We start from the raw sequence: 20,081 nt of genomic DNA, 5'->3' as shown, positions 1-20,081 counted from the left end.
AGCTATTTAAGTATTTTAAATTCATAACCCTGAGCCTTTAAATATTCTATTATAGTTGGAAGTGCCTCAGCTGTGCTTTTTTTACCTCCAGCATCATGCATTAGAATAACTAAATCCTCCTGACCCCCAGCAGTACTCTTCAGCCTATTAATCAATCTTTCTGCTGAAAAACCTACTCCTTCAGCATCTCCATTTAAGGCATTCCAATCTATATATACATATCCTTTTCCTCTTAAATAATCCTTGTATGGATTTTTATATTTCTCAAAGCTTCCCCCTGGAAACCTGAATAATCTGGAGTTAAAGTTCTCGCCTAAAATATTTTTTAAAATACTATTTGTAGTATCAAACTCCTGTTTAAATCCTTCAATACCAGAATATACCTTTTTATAGTTATGGCTATAACTATGGTTTCCTATTGCATTGCCACTCTTATACTCTTGAATCAAAAGCTCCTTATTCTCTTCAGCCATTTGCCCTGTTACAAAAAAAGTAGCTTTTATATTATTTTTATCTAATATACTTAGAATTTTTGGGGTTACGTCTCTTGAAGGTCCATCGTCAAAAGTTAAAAAGGCAGTCTTCTTCCCATCTTTTTTAAATACTTCTTCCACATTTACTGCATATGAAACATTAGAAATTGCTGGCTTTGAAGGTTCCTTTTCTCCATTATATGATGATTCATTATTATTACCTGGATTTTCTGTCTTAGGTATGTCCTTTGTATTTTCAGCCTTGTTATTTTCCTCAGGCTTATTATTAATATTAGCTTCCTTAGGTTTACTATTTTTATCTACTGTGTTATTTGTTGATTTATTATCATTCATTAAAGAACCTAATATTTTAACATTCTTATTATTTACGTTCGTCCCAATTTTAAATCCACTAAAAATTGATATAGAAAATACTAATAATAGGCAAAAAGTAAGACAAATTGCTTTTATTTTCTTGTGCCTTTTTTTTCTTGCCTTTGATTTTTTTGATACTGCCATATATTTTACCCCCATCATTACTCTTTATACCACTATTATATGTTCTATACTTAATTTAGAAGTTACAAATACATAAAAATTGGTTACAAAACAGTTACAAATGGGACATAGTATAAAAACAGGCCAATTCCAACATGAATCGGCCTGTTTCTTCTTCAATATTTATTATTAATATTCACTTTTATATTACTCATATCTTAAAGCATCAATTGGGTTTAGATTTGCTGCTTTTTTAGCCGGATATATTCCAAAGAATATTCCTACAGCTGATGAGAATAATATGGCTCCTATTACAGCTGCTGGCGATAGGGAAGGAGTAATCTTAGCAAAAACTCCTATTATATAAGCACCACCTATACCGAAGAGCATTCCAATTATTCCACCTATAAGTGATATGATAACTGATTCTGTTAAAAACTGAAGTAATATAGCATTAGTAGTAGCGCCAATAGCTTTTCTAATACCTATTTCTCTGGTCCTTTCAGTTACAGAAACCAGCATTATATTCATAACTCCTATTCCACCAACTAACAGTGAAATAGCAGCAACTGCACTAATAAAAGCAGTAAATATACCCAATACTTTATTAACTTGGTCAAGCTGCTTTAAAAGGCTTTGTGCCTTGTATACATCCTGACCACGATTATTGTGCCTGCTTTCCAATATATTTTTCGCTCCGTTGCCTGCTGCCTCTCCGTCATTTTTGCTGGTAGCCATTACAGTAATTGAATCAATTGTAACCTCACCAGAAAATATATTTTTCATAGTAGTAGCTGGCATTGTTACAAACGCAGGCATGTTAGTATTCTCTGCACCACCAAAAGGTCCCATGTCAAGCTTACTAACCCCAATGATAGTCATCTTTACAGGAGAAGTTTTTGGGCCCACTTTAATGCTTTTGCCAGTTACATCTGTATATCCGAAAAGTGATCTAGCTGCATATTCATCGATTACAATTACAGCTTTTCCCTCTTGGTACTCCCTTTCATTAAAGGCTCTTCCATATAAAAATTCCGTATTATCAATATTAAAAGCATCAATGCTTACCCCAGAAATGTTGGCTCTTTTATTGCTTGTTTCAGACTGGGCCACTCCACTTTTTGACATAGAAGGTGAGATATATTTTACTGTATCTACTTTATCCCTAATCTGCTTAATATCATCAAAAGTTATATAATCACTTTGTTTTGCTTTTGTAGCATCAACATTTATACTTACTGTGGCCGCACCTATCTTTTCAAATTCACCGGTTATGGTATTCTGCCCCCCCTGTCCAAGTGAAACAATGGTAATAACAGAGCTAATACCTATAATTATTCCAAGCATAGTAAGGAAAGAGCGCATCTTATTTGACTTAATACTATCTAGTGCCATTTTAAAGTTTTCTATAAAATTAGATATAAAATTCATAGCTTACTCCTTCCTATAAAATTATTCTATCTTTTACTTCTTCATCAGAAACTATTTCACCATCTCTAAATCTCACAACTCTCTTTGTATGCTTTGCTATTTCTGGTTCATGGGTAACCATAATAACTGTTGCACCTTCATTGTTCAGCTGCTGAAATATCTTCATTATCTCAACTGAAGATTTAGTATCTAAATTTCCTGTAGGCTCATCTGCCATAATAACCGCAGGAGAATTAACTATAGCTCTTGCTATAGCAACTCTTTGCTTTTGCCCACCAGATATTTCATTAGGTCTATGCTTAACTCTATCAGATAATCCTACCTTCTCTAAAGCAATTAGTGCTTTTTCCCTTCTCTCTTTTATTGGAAGACCTGCATATGCCATTGGCAATTCCACATTTTCTAGTATGGTCATTCTCGGTAATAGATTAAAAGCCTGAAATACAAATCCTATTTCCTTATTCCTTATATATGCAAGCTCATTATCATTCAAATTTGAAACATTTTTTCCATTTAAAATAAAAGTTCCGCTGTCAAACCTATCAAGGCAGCCTAATATATTCATAAATGTAGACTTACCCGAACCAGAAGGCCCCATTATTGAAGTAAATTCACCTTTATCTATAGTAAGATCAATTCCTTTAAGGGCTGTAAAGTCTATAGTTCCAGTTACATACTTCTTAACAATACCTTTAACGTCTATAACCATTACTTACCACTCCCTGCCGAATCCTTTACAAGTGTTCCATTAGCAATGTTATTAGCAGGATTTGAAATAACCTTGTCTCCTTTTTTAACACCATCTACAATTTCTATTTCCATATCAGATTGAATACCTGTCTTTACTTGTTTTTCAACGGCTTTATTTCCTTCAATTGAATACACATAACTCTTATTATCCTTAGTTGTCTTTATACACTCTGCTGGCACTTTGACTACATTATTTACCTGACCTAATAGTATATCTACATCAGCATCAAAATCTACCTTTAAACCTTGTGGATTGTCAACTATATCTATTTCAACTCCTAATGTGCTGTCTCCACCAGTTGCAGATACAGTTTTTTTAGCAGCAGGGTCTATGAATGATACCTTTCCCTTAAATTCTTTATCTCCACTTTTAATAACTGCTTCTTGGCCAAGCTGTATTTTATTTGCATCAAACTTACCTACCGAAACTTCCGCCTTAAGATTTGACAAATCCATTACAGATACAGCAGGCTGTGCTGATGCCATAGAAGTTGCTCCTTCTACAACATTCACCGCAGTAACCACTCCATCCATATCAGCTACTATGCTATCCTGATTTTTTGAAAGAGCTGTCTGTGCAGTATCTAAACCAATCTTTGCAAGCTGAATTTGGTTATCTGCCTGCTTTAATTGTTCACTGGAAGCTGGTTTTAAATTATCTCTAGTACTCTTTAATTGTTCTCTTTTATTAGTCAAATTTAGTAACTGACTTTGTTCTGCAGGATTTGTGCTCTTTTGCGCAGCACTTATTTGACTATCTAAATCTGCTATTTGTTTATCAAAATCTGCTATCTTACTTGTTATATCATTATTGTTATTAACTAAAATTTGTTTTGATAATTTTGCATTGTCATATTGAATTTGAGCCTGTTTAACCTGGGACCCTAAATCCTGTACCTCGTATGCTACTAAGACTTGTCCCTTCTTTACGCTGTCTCCAACCTTTACATTAACACTTTTTACTTTTCCTTGCAGTCCATAATAATCCTTACTGTTTTTTGATTTTATAATTGCAGTTGTAGATAAATAGGACTTAATATCCCCTTGAGTGACTTCAGCAGCCTTGACTGCTTGATATTTGCCTTTATTACTGGCTGAAATTCTTAAAAAGACAACTCCCCCTATAATAGCTATAATAACTGCCCAAATGATAATCTTCTTTTTCATATATAACCCTCCCGTTATACTCCTAAGTCCGTAATAATTTCAATTATACAGATATGCAAATTGCTTTGCTACAACTTAATGATTAATTAATATATTTTTAAGATTTACTTAACTACCTACAATTATTTACCTTTTTACTAGGTTATAAACCACTAAATAATAAATATAATTAAAAGCCCTAGGTTGTACCTAAGGCAATTAATTTTCCTTATTAAATTTTAGAATCCATCTGGCTTTTTATCAAACACCTGAGTTTGCCAGTTACCAATCTTCTCATCATCAGATACTTTTATATAATGCTTCTTTTCTGTCTTATCCTTCCTATTGTAAAAGGTAATTTCAGCTTTATATAAAAATGTCTTATATCCTTGGGTCTTTATATTCATATCTATATCATATTCTTTTTCTTTAGTGTTCTTGTCTTTAATCACCTGTTTAATTTCAGCATTAGGAGCCTTATCTTTAAGGTCATATTTTAAATTCTCCAAGTCCTGGGAAAAAACAAATTTTGCAACATCCGTATCATCATAAATGTTTATTCCTATAGATTTGCCTTTGCCATCCCCCTTTGAGTACTTCTCCACTTCATCAAGTATCATTCCATAGTATATCTTCTGAAATTCTTTTGGTTTTCTTATAGTCCATAAGCTGCTTATAATATCACTGTCCAATTGCTTTGAAACCTGATATATTTTGCCATCACTATAAAAATTTCCTCCGTCAGACTTACCAAGTCCTGTTACATAGTTGAATTTATATACCTTATTAGGACCTTCCTGCATTTCAAAGACATAATCAGGCTCTAGTGAAGTTTTAGCTTTTACCTCCTTAGCCCCTGATAAAATATCATATAAATCACTTATAGCCTTTTTATCAGATACTACAAATCTGAAACCGGGGTCTCTTGTATTCTGAATAACAATTTTTTGAATTTTACCCTGCTTTATATATTCAAAATCGTTATTTTTAAGTCCAAGCTTTACTTTTGCCTGATCTATTTTAGCGCAGCCAGAAAATATAACTCCAATCAAAAGCAAAAAGCTTAAGAAAAATAACTTCTTCTTATGTGTCAAAACGCACTCCTCCAATCCTTCGAGTCATCTAGTCTTTCATAGCTTCTTTTTTAGTATGTCCTTCCTTTAACCTGTGAATATTAAAAATGACAATACCCAAAATAAATGTAAATATGCTTATAAATTGTGAAGTTGAAAGAGGTCCTACACTTCCCCTTGGATCATCCCTTAAAAATTCTACCGCAAATCTACCTATGCTGTACAGTATTAAATACATGGAAAAAACTCTTCCTTCACTTTTTTCCTTTTTACTATACCAAAGTAAAAAAGCTGCCAGTGCAAAATCAAAGATAGAGGAATATATTTGAGTTGGAAGTAAGCATGCATCTGCAGGTGCTAGAGAACCCTCTCTAAATTTTACACCAAAAGGAGAAGTAGTTGCTCTTCCATAGCAGCAGCCGGCTAAAAAGCATCCTATTCTTCCAAAACCCTGAGCTAAAGCAACACTAGGTATAACAAGGTCAAAGATTTTCAAAAGCCTCCACTTTTTTCTTCGGGAATATATATACACACCTATAACTCCACCTATAATTGAGCCATATATTACAAAACCTGAACCAAAATCTTTTAATAATGATGGGTCTGCAATTATATTCTTTATATCTGTAATTATATATAACAGTTTTCCACCTATAACTCCACCTATAATTGCAATTATAGCCATATTCAATATACTATCTTCATCATACCCCTGCTTTTCGGCTCTATAGTTTATAAGTAAGATAGCTGCTAATATTCCAATAGCAATCATAGTTCCATAACCATAGATATTGATACCAAAAAATTTAAATAATATAGGTTTCAAGTGTAATTCCCCCTCATCATTCCTAAAAAATAAATCCATGCCCCTACATCAAAATTAAATAAGAGAAGCATTAAACTTCTCTTTTATAGCTTGTAAATAAATTATAATACTTTAAAAAGTACAAAGCAAACAATTTATCATTCCTTCAAATTAAAGGTTTCTACAATAGTTTTAAAGATTGTAGGCATATTTTCTTTAAAATTTTCTTCTCTTACAAAAAAAGAAAATCTTATAAATTTGTTCTTGTTCTCTATAAAATACTCATAAGCCTTATAAACATTTCCACTTTCAGTCTTAGTTGTATAAGTTACTAAATAGCCTTCATGCTTATTTATTGTAATTGGATTAATATTATAATTTTTAGCAGATGAATATTGCTCATTTAGCATCTTACTTTTATCAAGAAAAGTCTTTAAGTCTTCTTTAATATTCCAAACCTGAACTATCCCATGGGTTATAGCATCTTCTGATAAAAAACTATTATGATAAATTACCTCGTTCCCTTCATACTTTTCTTCTTTGGTTGTCCACTGTGAAGGTAATTTATAGCTAAAAGTTCTATTAAGCCCTTCATAAGCCTTCAGTGAATTTATGTTATTCTGCATTAAGGCAACATATTTTAGTCTTCCATCAAACTTTTTTTCCAATCCAAATAATACAAACATAAGTCCAATAATAACAATTGTTACACCTAGTCTTTTTCTGTTTATAACAATAACTTTCATAGTATTCCTCCATATATTTCTGTTGTTAAAAATATATGAGTTAGTCTCTTTTTTTATGAATGTAAAATAAAAGTTAGTGCTAATAGCTATTTTTACACTACAACATATCATAACAAATAAAAAAAGCATGCACAATTACAAATTTTCAGCTAAAATTCATAGCAGCTAAGTGCTATGAATTTTAGCATAAACATATCATTTCATAAATAATACAATGTAATATTTGCATGCTGTATCACAATATACACTATATTTACTTTTTAACTGGTATCACTATTGTTGAGTTTCTGAAGTCATAGAACATCAGCCAATATCCAAAGCTATCTTCCTCTTCGTCTCCTTCTACTTGTGGAACCCAGGTTACAAACCCAGACTTTCCTCCATAAGGCTGATCCATTATATGTTTAGTGCCTGGTATAGCATATACTAAATATTTCATCTTTCCTTCTTTATCGCATTTGTATCCAAGCATATAATGATCATGTCTCTTTATATATTGATAATAGCTAGTCATTGGATAATAAACTACTGCATACTTATTATAATCATTTATATGTGACATGTCTTCTAAATCACATACTGGAACCTTGTACCATCTGCATCTCTTTATTTCAGTACAAATATCCTCCATCTCTTCTAAATTCTCCGCCAAGTTTTTAAAGAAATCTCCTACTTTTCCTTTTGGATATTCCTTACACTCATGTTCTTTTTTATCATGTTCCTTTTTGCCACATTCCATCTTAACTTCTTCTATTTCAATTTCGCAGTGTTCCTTATGTTTATTCTTTTTATGTCTTGCTTCATCCTCTTGCATATTTCCATCTACTTCTTCTTCCACATTGCTCTCTGGAACAGTATCTATATTTTCATTTTCCTGGCTGCTCTCTTCCATAGGAGCTTCATTATTTCCCTGTTCCACTTTTTCTGTACCCATTATTTCAGTGTTTTCTTGTGGTACTTCTTCTGATTCCTTTACCTGTTCAATTCCTTTTTCATATTCATCAAATATACTTCCATTACTTTCTTCAGGTTTTTCATCAACCTTCTCTTCAATCGGAGCTTCCTGCTGTTGTTCCTTCATCTCATTAGCCTTTGCTTCATCTTCTATCATAGGATATGTTTTCCATTCAGGTATTTCTGTTGTAGCAAATCCACTCATAACAGATACTATATTGGAATTAAACATCTTAACTATTGCGGCACCAGTTACTTTATCAACTGATATTTTGCTGTTAACTATATTATCTGATGGATATTCATAGCATACCTCTGCCCTTCCATGATCGTCTATGTTCAGCTCTCCTATTTTTATAACTCTCTTTTCATCCTTCTTGCTGCAAACAAGAATCATATAATAGGGCGTTGCTTCCTTCTTTAGATTTTGCACATAATAGGATATTTTACATTTATCATTTTTTATTTCCAACTTAGCGTATCCAGAAGGTAATTTGTCAGAAGCCAAAGCATAGCCTTTTTCGTCTTCTTGTAATATTATAAAATATCTACTGTAACTCTTTTTTTGTGTCAACTTCTTGTCCCTCCATAAAATTTATTCATTATAGTATATGAGGGACACTTTAAAAAGTGAACAACATTAACAAACTAATACTTAAACCTTCAAAAAAATTCAAATAAAAAGAAGGCAAAATATTGCCTTCTTATCTTTTACTCCATTAGCTTGTGTATACTGTTTGTTAAATTAGCAAATTCCTGTAGTGATAATGTTTCTCCTCTTCTTTTTGGATCAATTCCTGCATCAGCAAATCCTTGTTCTAGCTTTTCTTTTTCAAGCTTCAAAGGCTTTAATGCATTCCATAGAGTTTTTCTTCTCATATTAAAAGCATCTCTTGATATTGTAAAATAAAGTTTTTCATCCTGAACCTTAACTCTTGGCTCTAAAAGTCTGCGTAGTTTTATAACTATTGATTCTACCTTTGGCTGTGGAATAAAGCTAGAAGGTGAAACCTTTCTTATTATTTCAGTATCACAATAATATTGAACTAAAATAGATAATGCACCATATTCCTTTGTGTCTGGAGCTGCAGCAATTCTCTCTGCCACTTCCTTTTGTATCATTATTGTAAGAGAATCAAATTTATAATTTCCTGTAAGAAGCTTAGCTATTATAGGTGTAGTTACATAGTAAGGCAAGTTTGCAACTACTTTTACTGACTTTTCTTCTCCTATAATTTCATTAAAATCTACTTTTAAAGCATCTTTATGAATAAGCTGAAAATTATCAAACTCCTTCAACTCTTCCTCTAAAATAGGAATTAAATCAGAATCAAGTTCAATAGAAACTACTCTCTTTGCTTTTTTTAATAACTCCCTTGTTAAAGTACCAACTCCCGGACCTATTTCAATAACTAAGTCCTCTTTGTTTACCTTAGCTCCTTCAACAATATCCATAAGAACTGTATCATCTATTAAAAAATTCTGACCTAAACTCTTGGTAAATTTGAAACCATATTTTTTTACTATATCCTTTGTTGAAAAACCTTCCATACTACCCATTCCTCTTCTCTATTTCAGCATCTATTCTTTTGAGAGCTTCAATGAACTCTTCTCTACCTATGCCATAGTTATTTAATCTTCCTATAAATTGTGATGAATTGCAGTACCCAATGCCTAGTTCCTTACCTAAGGCATCTCTTCTTTCCTTTGAATTAGTATCCCCTGTAAGCTTAAAGAATATCATATCCTGAATATCAAATTCGTCTCTCTTTTCTTTAACTTCAACCTTTGCATTTTCTAATGCCCTTAAAATAGTTTCAGGAGAAGCATTTTCCACTCCTATATCTCCTTCTTTTGTACCATCCTTTTGTGATATATATGCATGTTTTGCATCTGGAACTCGTTTAGATATTATTTTTCTTATTTTGTCCCCAGCAAAATCTGGATCAGTAAGCACAATAACTCCTTGTCTCTTTTGAGCTTCTTTTATTCTATCTATGACTCTCTTATTTATGCCAAATCCGCCAACTGCAATAACTTCTGCATCTACTGCTCTTTTTACAGCTGTAACATCGTCTCTTCCTTCAACTACAATAACTTCTTTAATCATTTTTACACCACCAATAAATATATCTTTATATAACATACATTTATATTTTGTATACTGTCAAGCAATATTCAAATTTTTTTACATAAATATTGCTTTTTCTATAACATAATCCTTATTTACAAAATAAAAATAGAGGCTTTATGCCTCTATTTTTATAAACCATGCTATCTGACAAAATATATGTTAACCCATCTAACTCCCCAGTTATTAACTTGGCTACCAGCGCTAAAGTATACATCTATGATGTTGCCCTTTATGGCTCCACCTGTATCTTCAGCAATTGCATAACCGTAGCCTTCTACGTATAATTTAGTACCAAGTGGAATAACTGATGGATCAACTGCAATTGTACTATATCCATTAGGATTTCTTTTTGCTATAGTACCTGTAGCAGTTCTCTCATAGCCGGGATCTCCAGGATTCTTTCCTGTATCTTCATAACCAGCGCTATAAGCTGTAGCCTTTACTCTCATTGATTTATTATACAATATCTTCGTGCTACCACGAGAAGGAGTGTAGGAACTTAAGGTTCCAACTGCTACAACCTTTTGAACTGGCTGCTTAGTCACGGTTTCATTCACTACTTGCCTTGATATTTCTTTTCCATTTTCGTAAATAACTCTTGTAGCTACTACCTTTTCACCTTGTTCTCCATCTTGGAGAACCTTTGTGTTTCCCTTTTCAGAGTTATCGTCATTCTTAATAACAGTTGCATAATCCAAGGTTTTAGTTTCCTTGATCATTTTTGCTTCAACTCTTGTTACAGAGACTTTAAGTCCTTCGGTAATAGGTTCCTTCACTGAAGGAACTACCTTATCATAGTCAGCTACATCTATTCTTTCAGCATCAAGCATTTTCTCTATGTTGTCTTCTGCAGTTTGAATATTCAAGTCTTTTCCATCCACAGCGACTTCAACATTAACTGCCCTTTTGATATATATTTTGTCTTTCTTATTTACCCTGGTGTCTAGACTAGGTGTTGTTTTGTCCTTTGGTCCTACGGCTATGTCGTTGGCCTCCAATGCTGTTTTAAAGGTCCTTCTGAAGGTTGTTATATTAATTTCCTTCCCATCTATGGAGACTGTAACTGTCTTTCTCGTGGCAGAAATCACCAATGTAGCACTCATAAGTACTAGCATAAAAATCATTACTACCTTAGGACCGTTTGAAAAATAGTTACTTATGCTATTCTTCAAATTTTCCTTCATAAAAAACTACCTCCTCTAGGCAAGAGCGATTTGTATATTTTAGCCTATCTATCCTATTTTGTCAAATTTCGCCTTGCTCTCTTAGAATTCGACTGTCTAAATGCAAAATTTGCATAAAAAATTATAATATAATTGCGAATAATAAAATTAAATTAAACAGTCTGTGAAGGCACTTACTAAGGAAAACAGCACCTATTGAATTTTCAATTTTAAATTTAAATCTTTAAATTTTAAAAGATACCTAATGCCCTGTACTCAAGTACATTTAAATTATATGCCTGCTTTTTTACTTATTATCACCCTTTTTTGAAAATTATATCCAGTTTTTACTTATTTAATCAAATTAAAAGTAAGTTTTTTATATTTTTTATATTCATTTCACTTACTAATTCTTCAGGTATTTCCTTTACTTGTGACATTTTTTCTATCACATACTTTATATAATCTGATCTATTTCTCTTTCCTCTAAAAGGGGTTGGAGCCATATAAGGGCAGTCAGTTTCTAATAAAAACCTATCTAAAGGTACTTCCTTTGCTACCTCTACTAGTTTTCTAGCATTTTTAAAAGTCAATACCCCTGTAAAACCTATGTAATAACCAAGTTTTAAACATTCCCTAGCAAACTCTACACTTCCTGAAAAACAATGAACAACTCCCCTGACTTCTGGAAACTCCTTCATTATGTTTAAAGTATCCATATGTGCATCTCTATCATGAATTATCACGGGTAGTTTTAATTCCTTTGCAAGTTCCATTTGTTTTCTAAAGGCTTGCCTTTGAATTTCTCTTTCTGGATTTTCCTCATAATAATAATCCAGCCCTATCTCTCCAATTGCTTTTACTTTTTCATCTTTAGCCATGCTTTTTAATTCATCAATTACAGCTTCATTTACCATATGTGCATACTCTGGATGAAGTCCAACAGCAGCATAAAAAAAGTCATATTTTCTTGCTAGCTCTAATGAACTTCTAGCGCCATCTAAAGAAGCCCCACAATTAAGCACCCCTATTACACCATTTTCTCTTAATTCTTTTATTACATTTTCTCTATCTTCATTAAAAGATTCATCATCATAATGTGCATGAGTATCAAAAATATACATAGTCTCCTCCTTAACACTCGGAGCACGGGGTAACCTATCTTGTCGGTTCCCACCGACAGGTTACCCGTTAAAGTCCATTTAGGACTTTAACCTCCTTTCACTCGAAACACTGGGTAGTCCATTTAGGATTTATCCTAGGTGGAATAACAAGCCAATAATAATTATTATAAACCAAACACTATTTGTCAAGTCCTTATTTCATATATTTTACCAATGTGGTTATATGTAAACGATAAATAAAGAAGGTAATTAGAATGTTGTAAAATAAAATTTTCACTTTACAGCACACTAATTACCCATTAATCAATTTTAAAACCTATACGATTTGGACGTTTTATTTTACAACTACTAGTTCATATTCGTTAGTTCCTAGCCCAATACTTTCAGCATGGCTAAGTCCAGCTCTCCAATCAGTATTTGGATGAATATGATGGAACTTATCCATTTCTTCCTCATGATTGCATCCGCAGTCTAGTTTATCATCAAGAAGTGTATTCCTTAATACTGGTGCTTTGTTTACCATATCTATAGAAGCCTTATCTAGAGCTACTGGATCATAAGAAGCAGCTATTCCAAGGTCTGGTATAATAGCTGCATCATTACTATTCCAGCAGTCACAATTTGGAGAAACATTCATAATAAAGTTTATATGGAAATTAGGTTTATCCTTTATAACAGCATATGCATACTCAGCTATTTTTTCATTTGCTGTGTCCGCTGATTCATTCCAGGAAACTTGAGCAGAGTCAAATTGGCATACAGCTACGCACTGACCACAGCCCACGCATTTAGAATAATCAATCACTGCCTTTTTATCCTCGTTAAAGCTAATAGCTTCTTGAGCACAATTCTTGAAGCATTGTCTGCAGCCTATACAGTTTTTAAGCTCTATTATTGGCTGGGAAGCTGAGTGCATTTCAAGCTTTCCACCTCTTGATCCTGATCCCATACCTAAATTTTTAAGAGCTCCGCCAAATCCAGTCATTTCATGGCCCTTAAAATGGTTCATAGATATTATTATATCAGCATCAGCAATAGCAGTTCCTATTTTAGCGGTTTTACAGTGTTTCATATCTATTGGGATTTCTCTATAATCAGTACCCTTAAGACCATCAGCTATTATTACATTACAACCTACTGCAAGCGGATTAAAGCCGTTTTCCATAGCAGCTTCTAGATGGTCTACAGCATTAGAACGTCTTCCGGTATAAAGAGTATTTGAATCTGTTAAAAATGGTATACCCCCAAGTTCCTTGATAAGTTTAACAACTACTGCTGCATAGTTTGGTCTTATGTACGCTAAATTTCCTGGTTCACCAAAGTGAATCTTAACAGCTACAAACTTATTCTTAAAATCAATATTTTCTATTCCAGCCTTTTTCATAAGCCTTTCAAGCTTATCTAATAAATTCAAACCTGGCTTTGTTCTTAAATCAGTAAAATATACCTTTGATTTTTCCATATTATTCACCATCCTAACTTTCTTTCACTATTATAGTATATCATTAAAAATTATTATTTTTCAATTAAGTTTATCGTGTATAAAACATAGAATTATGGAAAAAATTATGAATGTGTATTTTAATAAATAAAATATAATATTGCCTATGAAAAATTCATATAGGCGCAAAAGTAACAGGAGGTTTTTTCATGCAAGGTACAGTTAAATGGTTCAATCCACAAAAAGGTTTTGGGTTCATAACAACATCTGAAGGTAAAGATGTATTTGTTCATTTTTCAGGTATAACAACCAACGGATTTAAAACTCTTCAAGAGGGCGAAAAAGTTGAGTTTGATGTAACCCAAGGTCAAAAGGGAGACCAGGCTATTAATGTAAAAGCTTTATAGTCTTAAATAGTTATATTTACATATAACATATTTTACCCCCAGCACAAGACTGTCTTCAAAAAACAGTCTTGTTTTTTATTTAAGCTCATATTTAAAAGGATTAACTAGATATTTTTCAATGTAAAATTGTACATTTACACCTATGTAAATATATGGTATTATATAATTGTAGTTCTTAGAAAAGAGAGGACTTTATCATAAAAGAGTTTGTTTTACTTGTAGCTTCTCTTAGCAATTGGTACTTTCCAACTATTGAATAGGTAGGTGTATTTATGCTGTACTTTTATGTTCTTTTAAGTATAGTTCTTATAATCTTAGCTGCAGTTACTCTATTCCGAAATTTTTTATCAAACTTTAATGCTAGTGAAAATTTATTGGTAAATGTATTAATTATAGTTCTTATGGTAACTTCTATTCTATTTGCATTTGCATGTATAATTGGAGTAAATCAAGTAGGGCAGGCTATGTCGCTACTTAATAGTAATCAAGTCCTAACGGATTTTGAAAAAGAAGCATTACAGGAGATCATTAGCAAAACCAATAGTAAATTACCTATTTACCTAGCTAGTGGATGTATATCATTTATTATTCCCTTTGTTATTTTAAAAGTAATTAAATCTAGAAGAAACAACTCTGTTAGTGAACATAATCCAAAGTGGGACTTAAATAAATAGTATATTGTAATATAATAGAGAGCAATCTATTAAAAATCAGGTTGCTCTCTATTTTTATTTAAGACAAATAATAAATCTAATTATGCTGCTATATATTTCATAAATAGTTTTTTACATAAAAGCTCTGGGTTCATAGTAACCCAGAGCTAATTAAATTCTTTTTCAATTATATAGCTTTTTGACTTGCTTTAATAATGCCCTTGTCAAATAGCACTTCTATTAATCTTCGTTTTGCTACTTCTTCGCTTTCAGCCTTAATTTCAATAATATTTGAATCTATTTTAAATTCATATACCTGTAGTTTTTCCCCTTTTTTTGTAACTTTCACAGCACATGCTCCATATAATTTATATTCCTCAGTTCCCTTTTGTAGAGGTTCCACCTCTACTTCATACTCTTCAGTAATTTTAATTAGAGCATCATAATCATAATCACTGTAAGAATACATAAATATTTCGTCTTCCTTGATTTCCTTGAAAAACTTTTGGCGGTCAGTGTGCTGTGTAAAAAAATTAATCATACTTACCTCCTAAATTTTTTATAAGGTCAAAATAATTAAATTTAATGGCCCTATCTACTTTTAACGAACCCATAAAACTTATTAGCTTCATATACCCGTTATATACGATTATAGTTTTACCATTAAAATAATTCAAACTACAATATATTCCATTTGCACAATATTCCTTGCAACTTTACTGAACAAACGAAAATATTTGTAAAAACTATTCATAAAAAACATTATAATAGCAAACACTACAATAGAACCCTCATAACACTTCCTATGGTGTTTACACCAGCTGCTGGAGGATGTGGTTCCCCCTAGTCCTTCAGCAGAAAAACAGCTTAGTTTCCTAATTTTAACTTGTAAAATAAAAGTGCTGTAGTAAGTAATATTTTTAACATTTACTACAGCACTTTACTAATTATATATTAAATACCGATATTGAATTTGATAATTCCTTTACCATTGAATTTTGTTCCTGAATTGCTGCTGCTATTTCCTGTATAGCGCCACTTTGCTGTCCTATGGAAGTATTAACTTTTGCGGTTATCGAAGCTGACTCTTCAGTTATTACCGAAATATGATCTATGTAGCTTACTACTTTGCCTTCTACAGTACTTACTTCTTCTAAATTATCTTTCAAAACTACTACTTCTCTAACCAATTTATCTGAAGAAACCTTAATTTCTTTAAAAGCTTCTTCCGTTTCGCTCATAGACTCATTTGCCAAGCTGACAGTTTTTTTACCTTCATCCATCTTAGCTTGTGTTTTTAATATAGTATCAATTACTTTCATAATTATACTGTATATTTCTTCAGTGGCAGATTTAGATTGCTCTGCAAGCTTACGAATCTCATCAGCTACTACAGTAAATCCTCTACCAGCTTCTCCTGCTCTTGCTGCTTCAATAGATGCATTTAGTGCCAATAAATTGGTTTTATTAGCTATACTTTGAATAGTATTAACTATATCCCCTATATTTTTAGAATTTTTATAAAGCTCTTCTATACCATTTGCAATTAACATAGTACATTTAGTGTTTTCTTGTAATTTTTCTTTAAGTTTATCAATTGATCCTATACCTTTTTCAGTGCTTGTCTGCATTACTTTTGTAGCTAACATAGCTTCATTAGAAACCTCTCCCATTTCACTAGTCTTGCTTGCCAAAATATGTATTACACTTTTACAATCCTGTATTTCTCTTGTTTGTGCCACAGCCCCATCTGAAACATTATTTACTGCACTAGCAATTTCGCTGCTTGAAAATCCCATCTCACTTGAGGTAGATGAAATAGACAAAGTAGTATGTTCTAATATATTCATCATACTATTTATACCTGTAATCAATTCCTTAATCTTTGCAGCCGTTAAATTTAAACTATCTGCAATGTCTTTTATTTCATCCTTAGTGTGCACTTCGCAAACTATATTTAGATTTCCTTCTCCCAGTTCTCTTAGAGAATCTGACACCTTTTGAACATTCTTTATTAAATTATTAAGGAATATTTTTATAATAACTGCTCCTAATATAACAAACACTATTGTTGTTATTCCTATAGTTAAGTTTACGTTAAAAATAGCCTTTTTAGAGCTGCTCTGATCCACCCCAGTGAACCACATCCCAATATTTTTCCCATTACTATCAGTTAAAGGTATGAATTTACACTTATAACTTTTACCTTCAATATTTATCTCTCCTAAATATTCCTTACCTTTTACAAGTACTGTATTCTTTATTTCATTATTTACATCAATACTGTTTATCATTTTTTTATTTTTATCTTTTATACTGCTTGAAATAACTTTGCTGCCATTAAAAATGGCTGCTTCTGCTCCGGTTTCTTTGGATATCTTATCCACAATAACGGTATCAGTTTCCAGTGGTATATCTCCTCTATACAGCTTATTGTTCACAATAGTAAACTCCCCTGAAAAGGATTGATTTAAAAAAGATATGCCGGTTTTTGCTGCAACATTTAATTGCTCATTTTCAGTATTCATTACTAGCTTTCTTGTCTCAGTGTTTGAAACTATAAAAACAAGCATGCTAAAAATACAAACTAAAAGTACATATACTACTAGAAGCTTTTCCTTAAGCTTAAAATTGAATTTAATGTTTCCGGGTCTTTTCAATTTAAATTTTAGTTTTCTCATTGTATCCCCCTATAGTTCGATTACTGCTTTATCTTCTAAATTAACGCTACATCTAAAGCTTAGATTAATTTCTTTATATGAATGATAAGATAAGGTTAAAAAGGGGTTAAATAAAAAAAATCATCTATGTACAGTTAATACCGTACATAGATGATTTTTTTATTATAGATCATAAATATCCGAAAATTCCAAGTCCACTTTTTTAATGATATTACTAGCTTCAATATCGCTTTCTAAAGTTGCTGCAATCTCTTCACTTATATCTGCTTTTGGCAATTTTATTATTATTTCCGTCCCTTTGTTTTCCTCGCTAGATAGATATACACTGCCATTTTGAATTTCAACAAAGGATTTTACTAAGGAAAGACCTATTCCACTGCCTTCAGAACTTCTTGCAAGACTCCTATCTCCTCTTATAAATCTTTCAAAAACGCTTTCCTGCTTATCCTTTTTAATTCCAATTCCATCATCCTTAATTTTTATGCAAACATAATCCCCTTCAACATCTATGTATACAAGTATAGTACCGTCAATTTTTCCATATTTCATTGAATTTGATATTAAATTGAGCATAATTCTCTCCATCAAATCCGAATCAAATTCAATATATTGTTCTTCAATTTCAGTATCAAATATAATGTTCATTTTTCTACTTTCTACATAAGGAGCTACTGACATAACAATATTTTCGATTACCTCTACTATATTATTATACTTAAATACTGGCTTAAAAAAACCATCATCAATTTTTGTAATATCAATAAGGTTATTTATTAACTTTAAGAGTCTCATGCAATTTTGCTTTACTATTTTGTTATTTTTTCTAACATTATTGAAATCTTCTTTATCAAAATAAATATCTTGGAGCTGAAGAGCACTATAAATTACATTGATAGGGGTCTTTAATTCGTGAGATAAATTAGTAAAGAATTCATTTCGAACTTTCTCATATTGCAGCTTTTCCTCAAGCTTATCTTCTACTACCTTTAACTTTTTAGCATCAGTAATATCCCTTAAAATTGTCATATAATATTCTTTATCTTCAATAAATATTGAAGTTGAGGTTACTTCTACATCCACCCTACTTCCATCTTTACAAATTAGAGTTTCTTCTGTAGGCGGTACAACTTTTTCGCGGGCTAACTCACTTATCCTTTCCTTAGCCATTTCCTTATACTCGTCGGCCACTAATTCAATAAAAGTTTTACCTATTAACTCTTTCTTATCTTTTAGCTTCAAAAGCTCCTTAGATTTGTTATTTGCATAAAAAATCTTTCCGTTTTCTATAACAATAACTGGGAAAGGAAGAATCTCAAAAAAGTCCCTATATATTCTAAGACTTCTTTCAAGCCACTTTTTTATTTCCATCAATTCTAGGTTTTTATAATGAAGCTTGTAATTTGATTTTTGGAGTTGATTTAAAGTTGTATTAAGATTATTAAATATTATTTCATAAGGCTCTTGAAGTGTCTTTTTTATTATAGACTCATAAATAAAATAAAAGGAAAGAAGCTTAAATATATGCCCCATAATATTTGAGGCCTCATAAACTCCTATATAAATGGTGAAACATAATTCTGATACAATTGTTAATATTACAGCAAACAGCAAATATTTATATTCGTCATTGATTAAAATATTTTTGCTTCTATTTTTAATTAAGTAAAAAGCAGATATAGTTAAAATCAAACAAATGCTATATTCACTATATATTTTAAAGGGTGTTAATCCGCTGCCATCCATGTAACAGCTAGGGAACAACCTCCCATCTTTAATTACTAGCATTGAATAAATAAAAACTAAGAAAAAGATAATAGCTGCCTTTGCATTTTTAAATGTCTTATCTACATTTTTAAATATTAATAAAAAGGTTATACTTTGGACCATCCTTGCAATTATCCATAACTGAGTAGGTGTATTAGTAGTAATATTGGGAATTATGTTCATCCCCTTATAGGTTATAGCATGCATCAGGTCCAAGCTGCTAATAAATGCATAGGCAATTCCAATAAAGGTATATGTACTGTTATTATTAAATTTTCTTGTATTAATTAGAACAATAATCATGATATAACTAACGAGAACAGTAAGACCTTCTACAAGAAGATGAAAGAGCAGATAATTATAATTGCTAATTATAATTAGTACAGATAGAATATTAATAATAAATATGTATTTTATGATTTCACTTTTTTTTAAGAGTGCGGCCAAAAATGTCACCACCTTAAAATATCTATTATACTATTAATTCTATATCTGCTATAAAAATCCTTCTTTTTTAATATCTTCATTTAATGAGAAACCTTTATAATGTTATTTATCAAGTTATCTGTAAGATTAATTTTAAGCGTACTTGCATAAAGTCTTAACATAACTTTTTTATCACTGCTTGGCAGTGTTTCACGGTCTAGTTTTTCAATAAAACTATTTATAAAACCTATTCTCTTTCTAAGCTCAATTATTTCCATATTCATTCTCCCTATTTAAACTTAATTCTATAAGCTGTATCCAATATGAATATACGTATTTTTTTAGTAGTTTTCAGGTGTATATTCCCTAGTAAATAGCGGTAAAAAAAATAGACAGTTCTAAGTATTTTGAA

General features: G+C 31.6%; 19 protein-coding genes. 2 read left to right on the top strand and 17 right to left on the bottom strand.

Annotated features, from left to right (window positions below; translation table 11 throughout):
• Positions 1 to 2 precede the first annotated feature (2 nt).
• The 13 genes from bsdE14_RS12530 to bsdE14_RS12470 form a co-directional block, all read right to left on the bottom strand.
• Positions 3 to 992 (bottom strand): polysaccharide deacetylase family protein, encoded by a 990-nt coding sequence (locus bsdE14_RS12530; protein WP_264850282.1) that lies wholly within the window; start codon positions 990 to 992, stop codon positions 3 to 5.
• 186 nt (positions 993 to 1,178) lie between these two features.
• Positions 1,179 to 2,402: an ABC transporter permease gene (locus tag bsdE14_RS12525; protein WP_264850281.1), complete on the bottom strand. Its 1,224-nt coding sequence runs from the start codon at positions 2,400 to 2,402 to the stop codon at positions 1,179 to 1,181.
• 13 nt (positions 2,403 to 2,415) lie between these two features.
• Positions 2,416 to 3,111, bottom strand: a complete 696-nt coding sequence (locus tag bsdE14_RS12520) for an ABC transporter ATP-binding protein (RefSeq protein ID WP_264850280.1) — start codon at positions 3,109 to 3,111, stop codon at positions 2,416 to 2,418.
• Positions 3,111 to 4,319 carry an efflux RND transporter periplasmic adaptor subunit gene (locus bsdE14_RS12515; RefSeq protein WP_264850279.1) on the bottom strand — a complete coding sequence of 403 codons (1,209 nt, stop codon included), beginning with the start codon at positions 4,317 to 4,319 and terminating at the stop codon, positions 3,111 to 3,113. Before bsdE14_RS12515 ends, bsdE14_RS12520 begins: the two co-directional genes overlap by 1 nt.
• Before the next feature lie 218 nt (positions 4,320 to 4,537).
• Positions 4,538 to 5,392 carry a YhfM domain-containing protein gene (locus tag bsdE14_RS12510; protein WP_264850278.1) on the bottom strand — a complete coding sequence of 285 codons (855 nt, stop codon included), beginning with the start codon at positions 5,390 to 5,392 and terminating at the stop codon, positions 4,538 to 4,540.
• 28 nt (positions 5,393 to 5,420) lie between these two features.
• Positions 5,421 to 6,197, bottom strand: coding sequence for a prolipoprotein diacylglyceryl transferase (locus bsdE14_RS12505; protein WP_264850277.1), 777 nt, complete (start codon positions 6,195 to 6,197; stop codon positions 5,421 to 5,423).
• Positions 6,198 to 6,334: 137 nt separating this feature from the next.
• Entirely contained in the window at positions 6,335 to 6,922 is a 588-nt protein-coding gene (locus bsdE14_RS12500; protein ID WP_264850276.1) for a PsbP-related protein, read from the bottom strand.
• Between the two features lie 253 nt (positions 6,923 to 7,175).
• Positions 7,176 to 8,450: a DUF7922 domain-containing protein gene (locus bsdE14_RS12495; protein WP_264850275.1), complete on the bottom strand. Its 1,275-nt coding sequence runs from the start codon at positions 8,448 to 8,450 to the stop codon at positions 7,176 to 7,178.
• A 137-nt stretch (positions 8,451 to 8,587) separates the two neighbouring features.
• On the bottom strand, positions 8,588 to 9,427 hold the full coding sequence (gene rsmA / locus bsdE14_RS12490; protein WP_264850274.1) for a 16S rRNA (adenine(1518)-N(6)/adenine(1519)-N(6))-dimethyltransferase RsmA: 840 nt from the start codon (positions 9,425 to 9,427) through the stop codon (positions 8,588 to 8,590).
• A 1-nt stretch (position 9,428) separates the two neighbouring features.
• A complete protein-coding gene (rnmV, locus tag bsdE14_RS12485) occupies positions 9,429 to 9,986 on the bottom strand; it encodes a ribonuclease M5 (RefSeq protein ID WP_264850273.1) in 558 nt (185 codons plus the stop codon).
• Between the two features lie 164 nt (positions 9,987 to 10,150).
• Positions 10,151 to 11,194 carry a resuscitation-promoting factor gene (locus bsdE14_RS12480; protein WP_264850272.1) on the bottom strand — a complete coding sequence of 348 codons (1,044 nt, stop codon included), beginning with the start codon at positions 11,192 to 11,194 and terminating at the stop codon, positions 10,151 to 10,153.
• 338 nt (positions 11,195 to 11,532) lie between these two features.
• Positions 11,533 to 12,297, bottom strand: coding sequence for a TatD family hydrolase (locus bsdE14_RS12475; RefSeq protein WP_264850271.1), 765 nt, complete (start codon positions 12,295 to 12,297; stop codon positions 11,533 to 11,535).
• Positions 12,298 to 12,631: 334 nt separating this feature from the next.
• On the bottom strand, positions 12,632 to 13,759 hold the full coding sequence (locus bsdE14_RS12470) for a DUF362 domain-containing protein (RefSeq protein ID WP_264850270.1): 1,128 nt from the start codon (positions 13,757 to 13,759) through the stop codon (positions 12,632 to 12,634).
• Positions 13,760 to 13,947: 188 nt separating this feature from the next.
• Between bsdE14_RS12470 and bsdE14_RS12465 the strand changes: the two genes are divergently transcribed.
• Positions 13,948 to 14,145: a cold-shock protein gene (locus bsdE14_RS12465; RefSeq protein ID WP_264850269.1), complete on the top strand. Its 198-nt coding sequence runs from the start codon at positions 13,948 to 13,950 to the stop codon at positions 14,143 to 14,145.
• A gap of 272 nt (positions 14,146 to 14,417) precedes the next feature.
• A complete protein-coding gene (locus tag bsdE14_RS12460) occupies positions 14,418 to 14,819 on the top strand; it encodes a hypothetical protein (protein WP_264850268.1) in 402 nt (133 codons plus the stop codon).
• A 166-nt stretch (positions 14,820 to 14,985) separates the two neighbouring features.
• Here the strand turns inward: bsdE14_RS12460 and bsdE14_RS12455 are convergent, their stop codons facing one another.
• From bsdE14_RS12455 to bsdE14_RS12440, 4 genes are all read right to left on the bottom strand, one after another.
• Positions 14,986 to 15,339 (bottom strand): hypothetical protein, encoded by a 354-nt coding sequence (locus bsdE14_RS12455; RefSeq protein ID WP_264850267.1) that lies wholly within the window; start codon positions 15,337 to 15,339, stop codon positions 14,986 to 14,988.
• A 406-nt stretch (positions 15,340 to 15,745) separates the two neighbouring features.
• Positions 15,746 to 17,479, bottom strand: a complete 1,734-nt coding sequence (locus bsdE14_RS12450) for a methyl-accepting chemotaxis protein (protein ID WP_264850266.1) — start codon at positions 17,477 to 17,479, stop codon at positions 15,746 to 15,748.
• A 162-nt stretch (positions 17,480 to 17,641) separates the two neighbouring features.
• A complete protein-coding gene (locus bsdE14_RS12445; protein ID WP_264850265.1) occupies positions 17,642 to 19,690 on the bottom strand; it encodes a sensor histidine kinase in 2,049 nt (682 codons plus the stop codon).
• Between the two features lie 80 nt (positions 19,691 to 19,770).
• Complete coding sequence (locus bsdE14_RS12440) at positions 19,771 to 19,947, bottom strand: hypothetical protein (protein ID WP_264850264.1); 177 nt, start codon at positions 19,945 to 19,947, stop codon at positions 19,771 to 19,773.
• Positions 19,948 to 20,081: the final 134 nt, after the last annotated feature.

This window comes from Clostridium omnivorum (genome assembly GCF_026012015.1).
GTDB classification, from domain to species: Bacteria; Bacillota; Clostridia; order Clostridiales; family Clostridiaceae; genus Clostridium_AX; species Clostridium_AX omnivorum.
The sequence above is the reverse complement of the archived record's forward strand: the minus strand, read 5'-3'. Positions and strand labels throughout refer to the sequence as shown.

Bases quoted from the DNA above. Each gene is read 5' to 3' on its own strand.
- bsdE14_RS12530 (WP_264850282.1), bottom strand. From the start codon at position 992: ATGGCAGTATCAAAAAAATCAAAGGCAAGAAAAAAAAGGCACAAGAAA.
- bsdE14_RS12525 (WP_264850281.1), bottom strand. From the start codon at position 2,402: ATGAATTTTATATCTAATTTTATAGAAAACTTTAAAATGGCACTAGAT.
- bsdE14_RS12520 (WP_264850280.1), bottom strand. From the start codon at position 3,111: ATGGTTATAGACGTTAAAGGTATTGTTAAGAAGTATGTAACTGGAACT.
- bsdE14_RS12515 (WP_264850279.1), bottom strand. From the start codon at position 4,319: ATGAAAAAGAAGATTATCATTTGGGCAGTTATTATAGCTATTATAGGG.
- bsdE14_RS12500 (WP_264850276.1), bottom strand. From the start codon at position 6,922: ATGAAAGTTATTGTTATAAACAGAAAAAGACTAGGTGTAACAATTGTT.
- rsmA (WP_264850274.1), bottom strand. From the start codon at position 9,427: ATGGAAGGTTTTTCAACAAAGGATATAGTAAAAAAATATGGTTTCAAA.
- rnmV (WP_264850273.1), bottom strand. From the start codon at position 9,986: ATGATTAAAGAAGTTATTGTAGTTGAAGGAAGAGACGATGTTACAGCT.
- bsdE14_RS12480 (WP_264850272.1), bottom strand. From the start codon at position 11,194: ATGAAGGAAAATTTGAAGAATAGCATAAGTAACTATTTTTCAAACGGT.
- bsdE14_RS12475 (WP_264850271.1), bottom strand. From the start codon at position 12,297: ATGTATATTTTTGATACTCATGCACATTATGATGATGAATCTTTTAAT.
- bsdE14_RS12470 (WP_264850270.1), bottom strand. From the start codon at position 13,759: ATGGAAAAATCAAAGGTATATTTTACTGATTTAAGAACAAAGCCAGGT.
- bsdE14_RS12465 (WP_264850269.1), top strand. From the start codon at position 13,948: ATGCAAGGTACAGTTAAATGGTTCAATCCACAAAAAGGTTTTGGGTTC.
- bsdE14_RS12460 (WP_264850268.1), top strand. From the start codon at position 14,418: ATGCTGTACTTTTATGTTCTTTTAAGTATAGTTCTTATAATCTTAGCT.
- bsdE14_RS12455 (WP_264850267.1), bottom strand. From the start codon at position 15,339: ATGATTAATTTTTTTACACAGCACACTGACCGCCAAAAGTTTTTCAAG.
- bsdE14_RS12450 (WP_264850266.1), bottom strand. From the start codon at position 17,479: ATGAGAAAACTAAAATTTAAATTGAAAAGACCCGGAAACATTAAATTC.
- bsdE14_RS12440 (WP_264850264.1), bottom strand. From the start codon at position 19,947: ATGGAAATAATTGAGCTTAGAAAGAGAATAGGTTTTATAAATAGTTTT.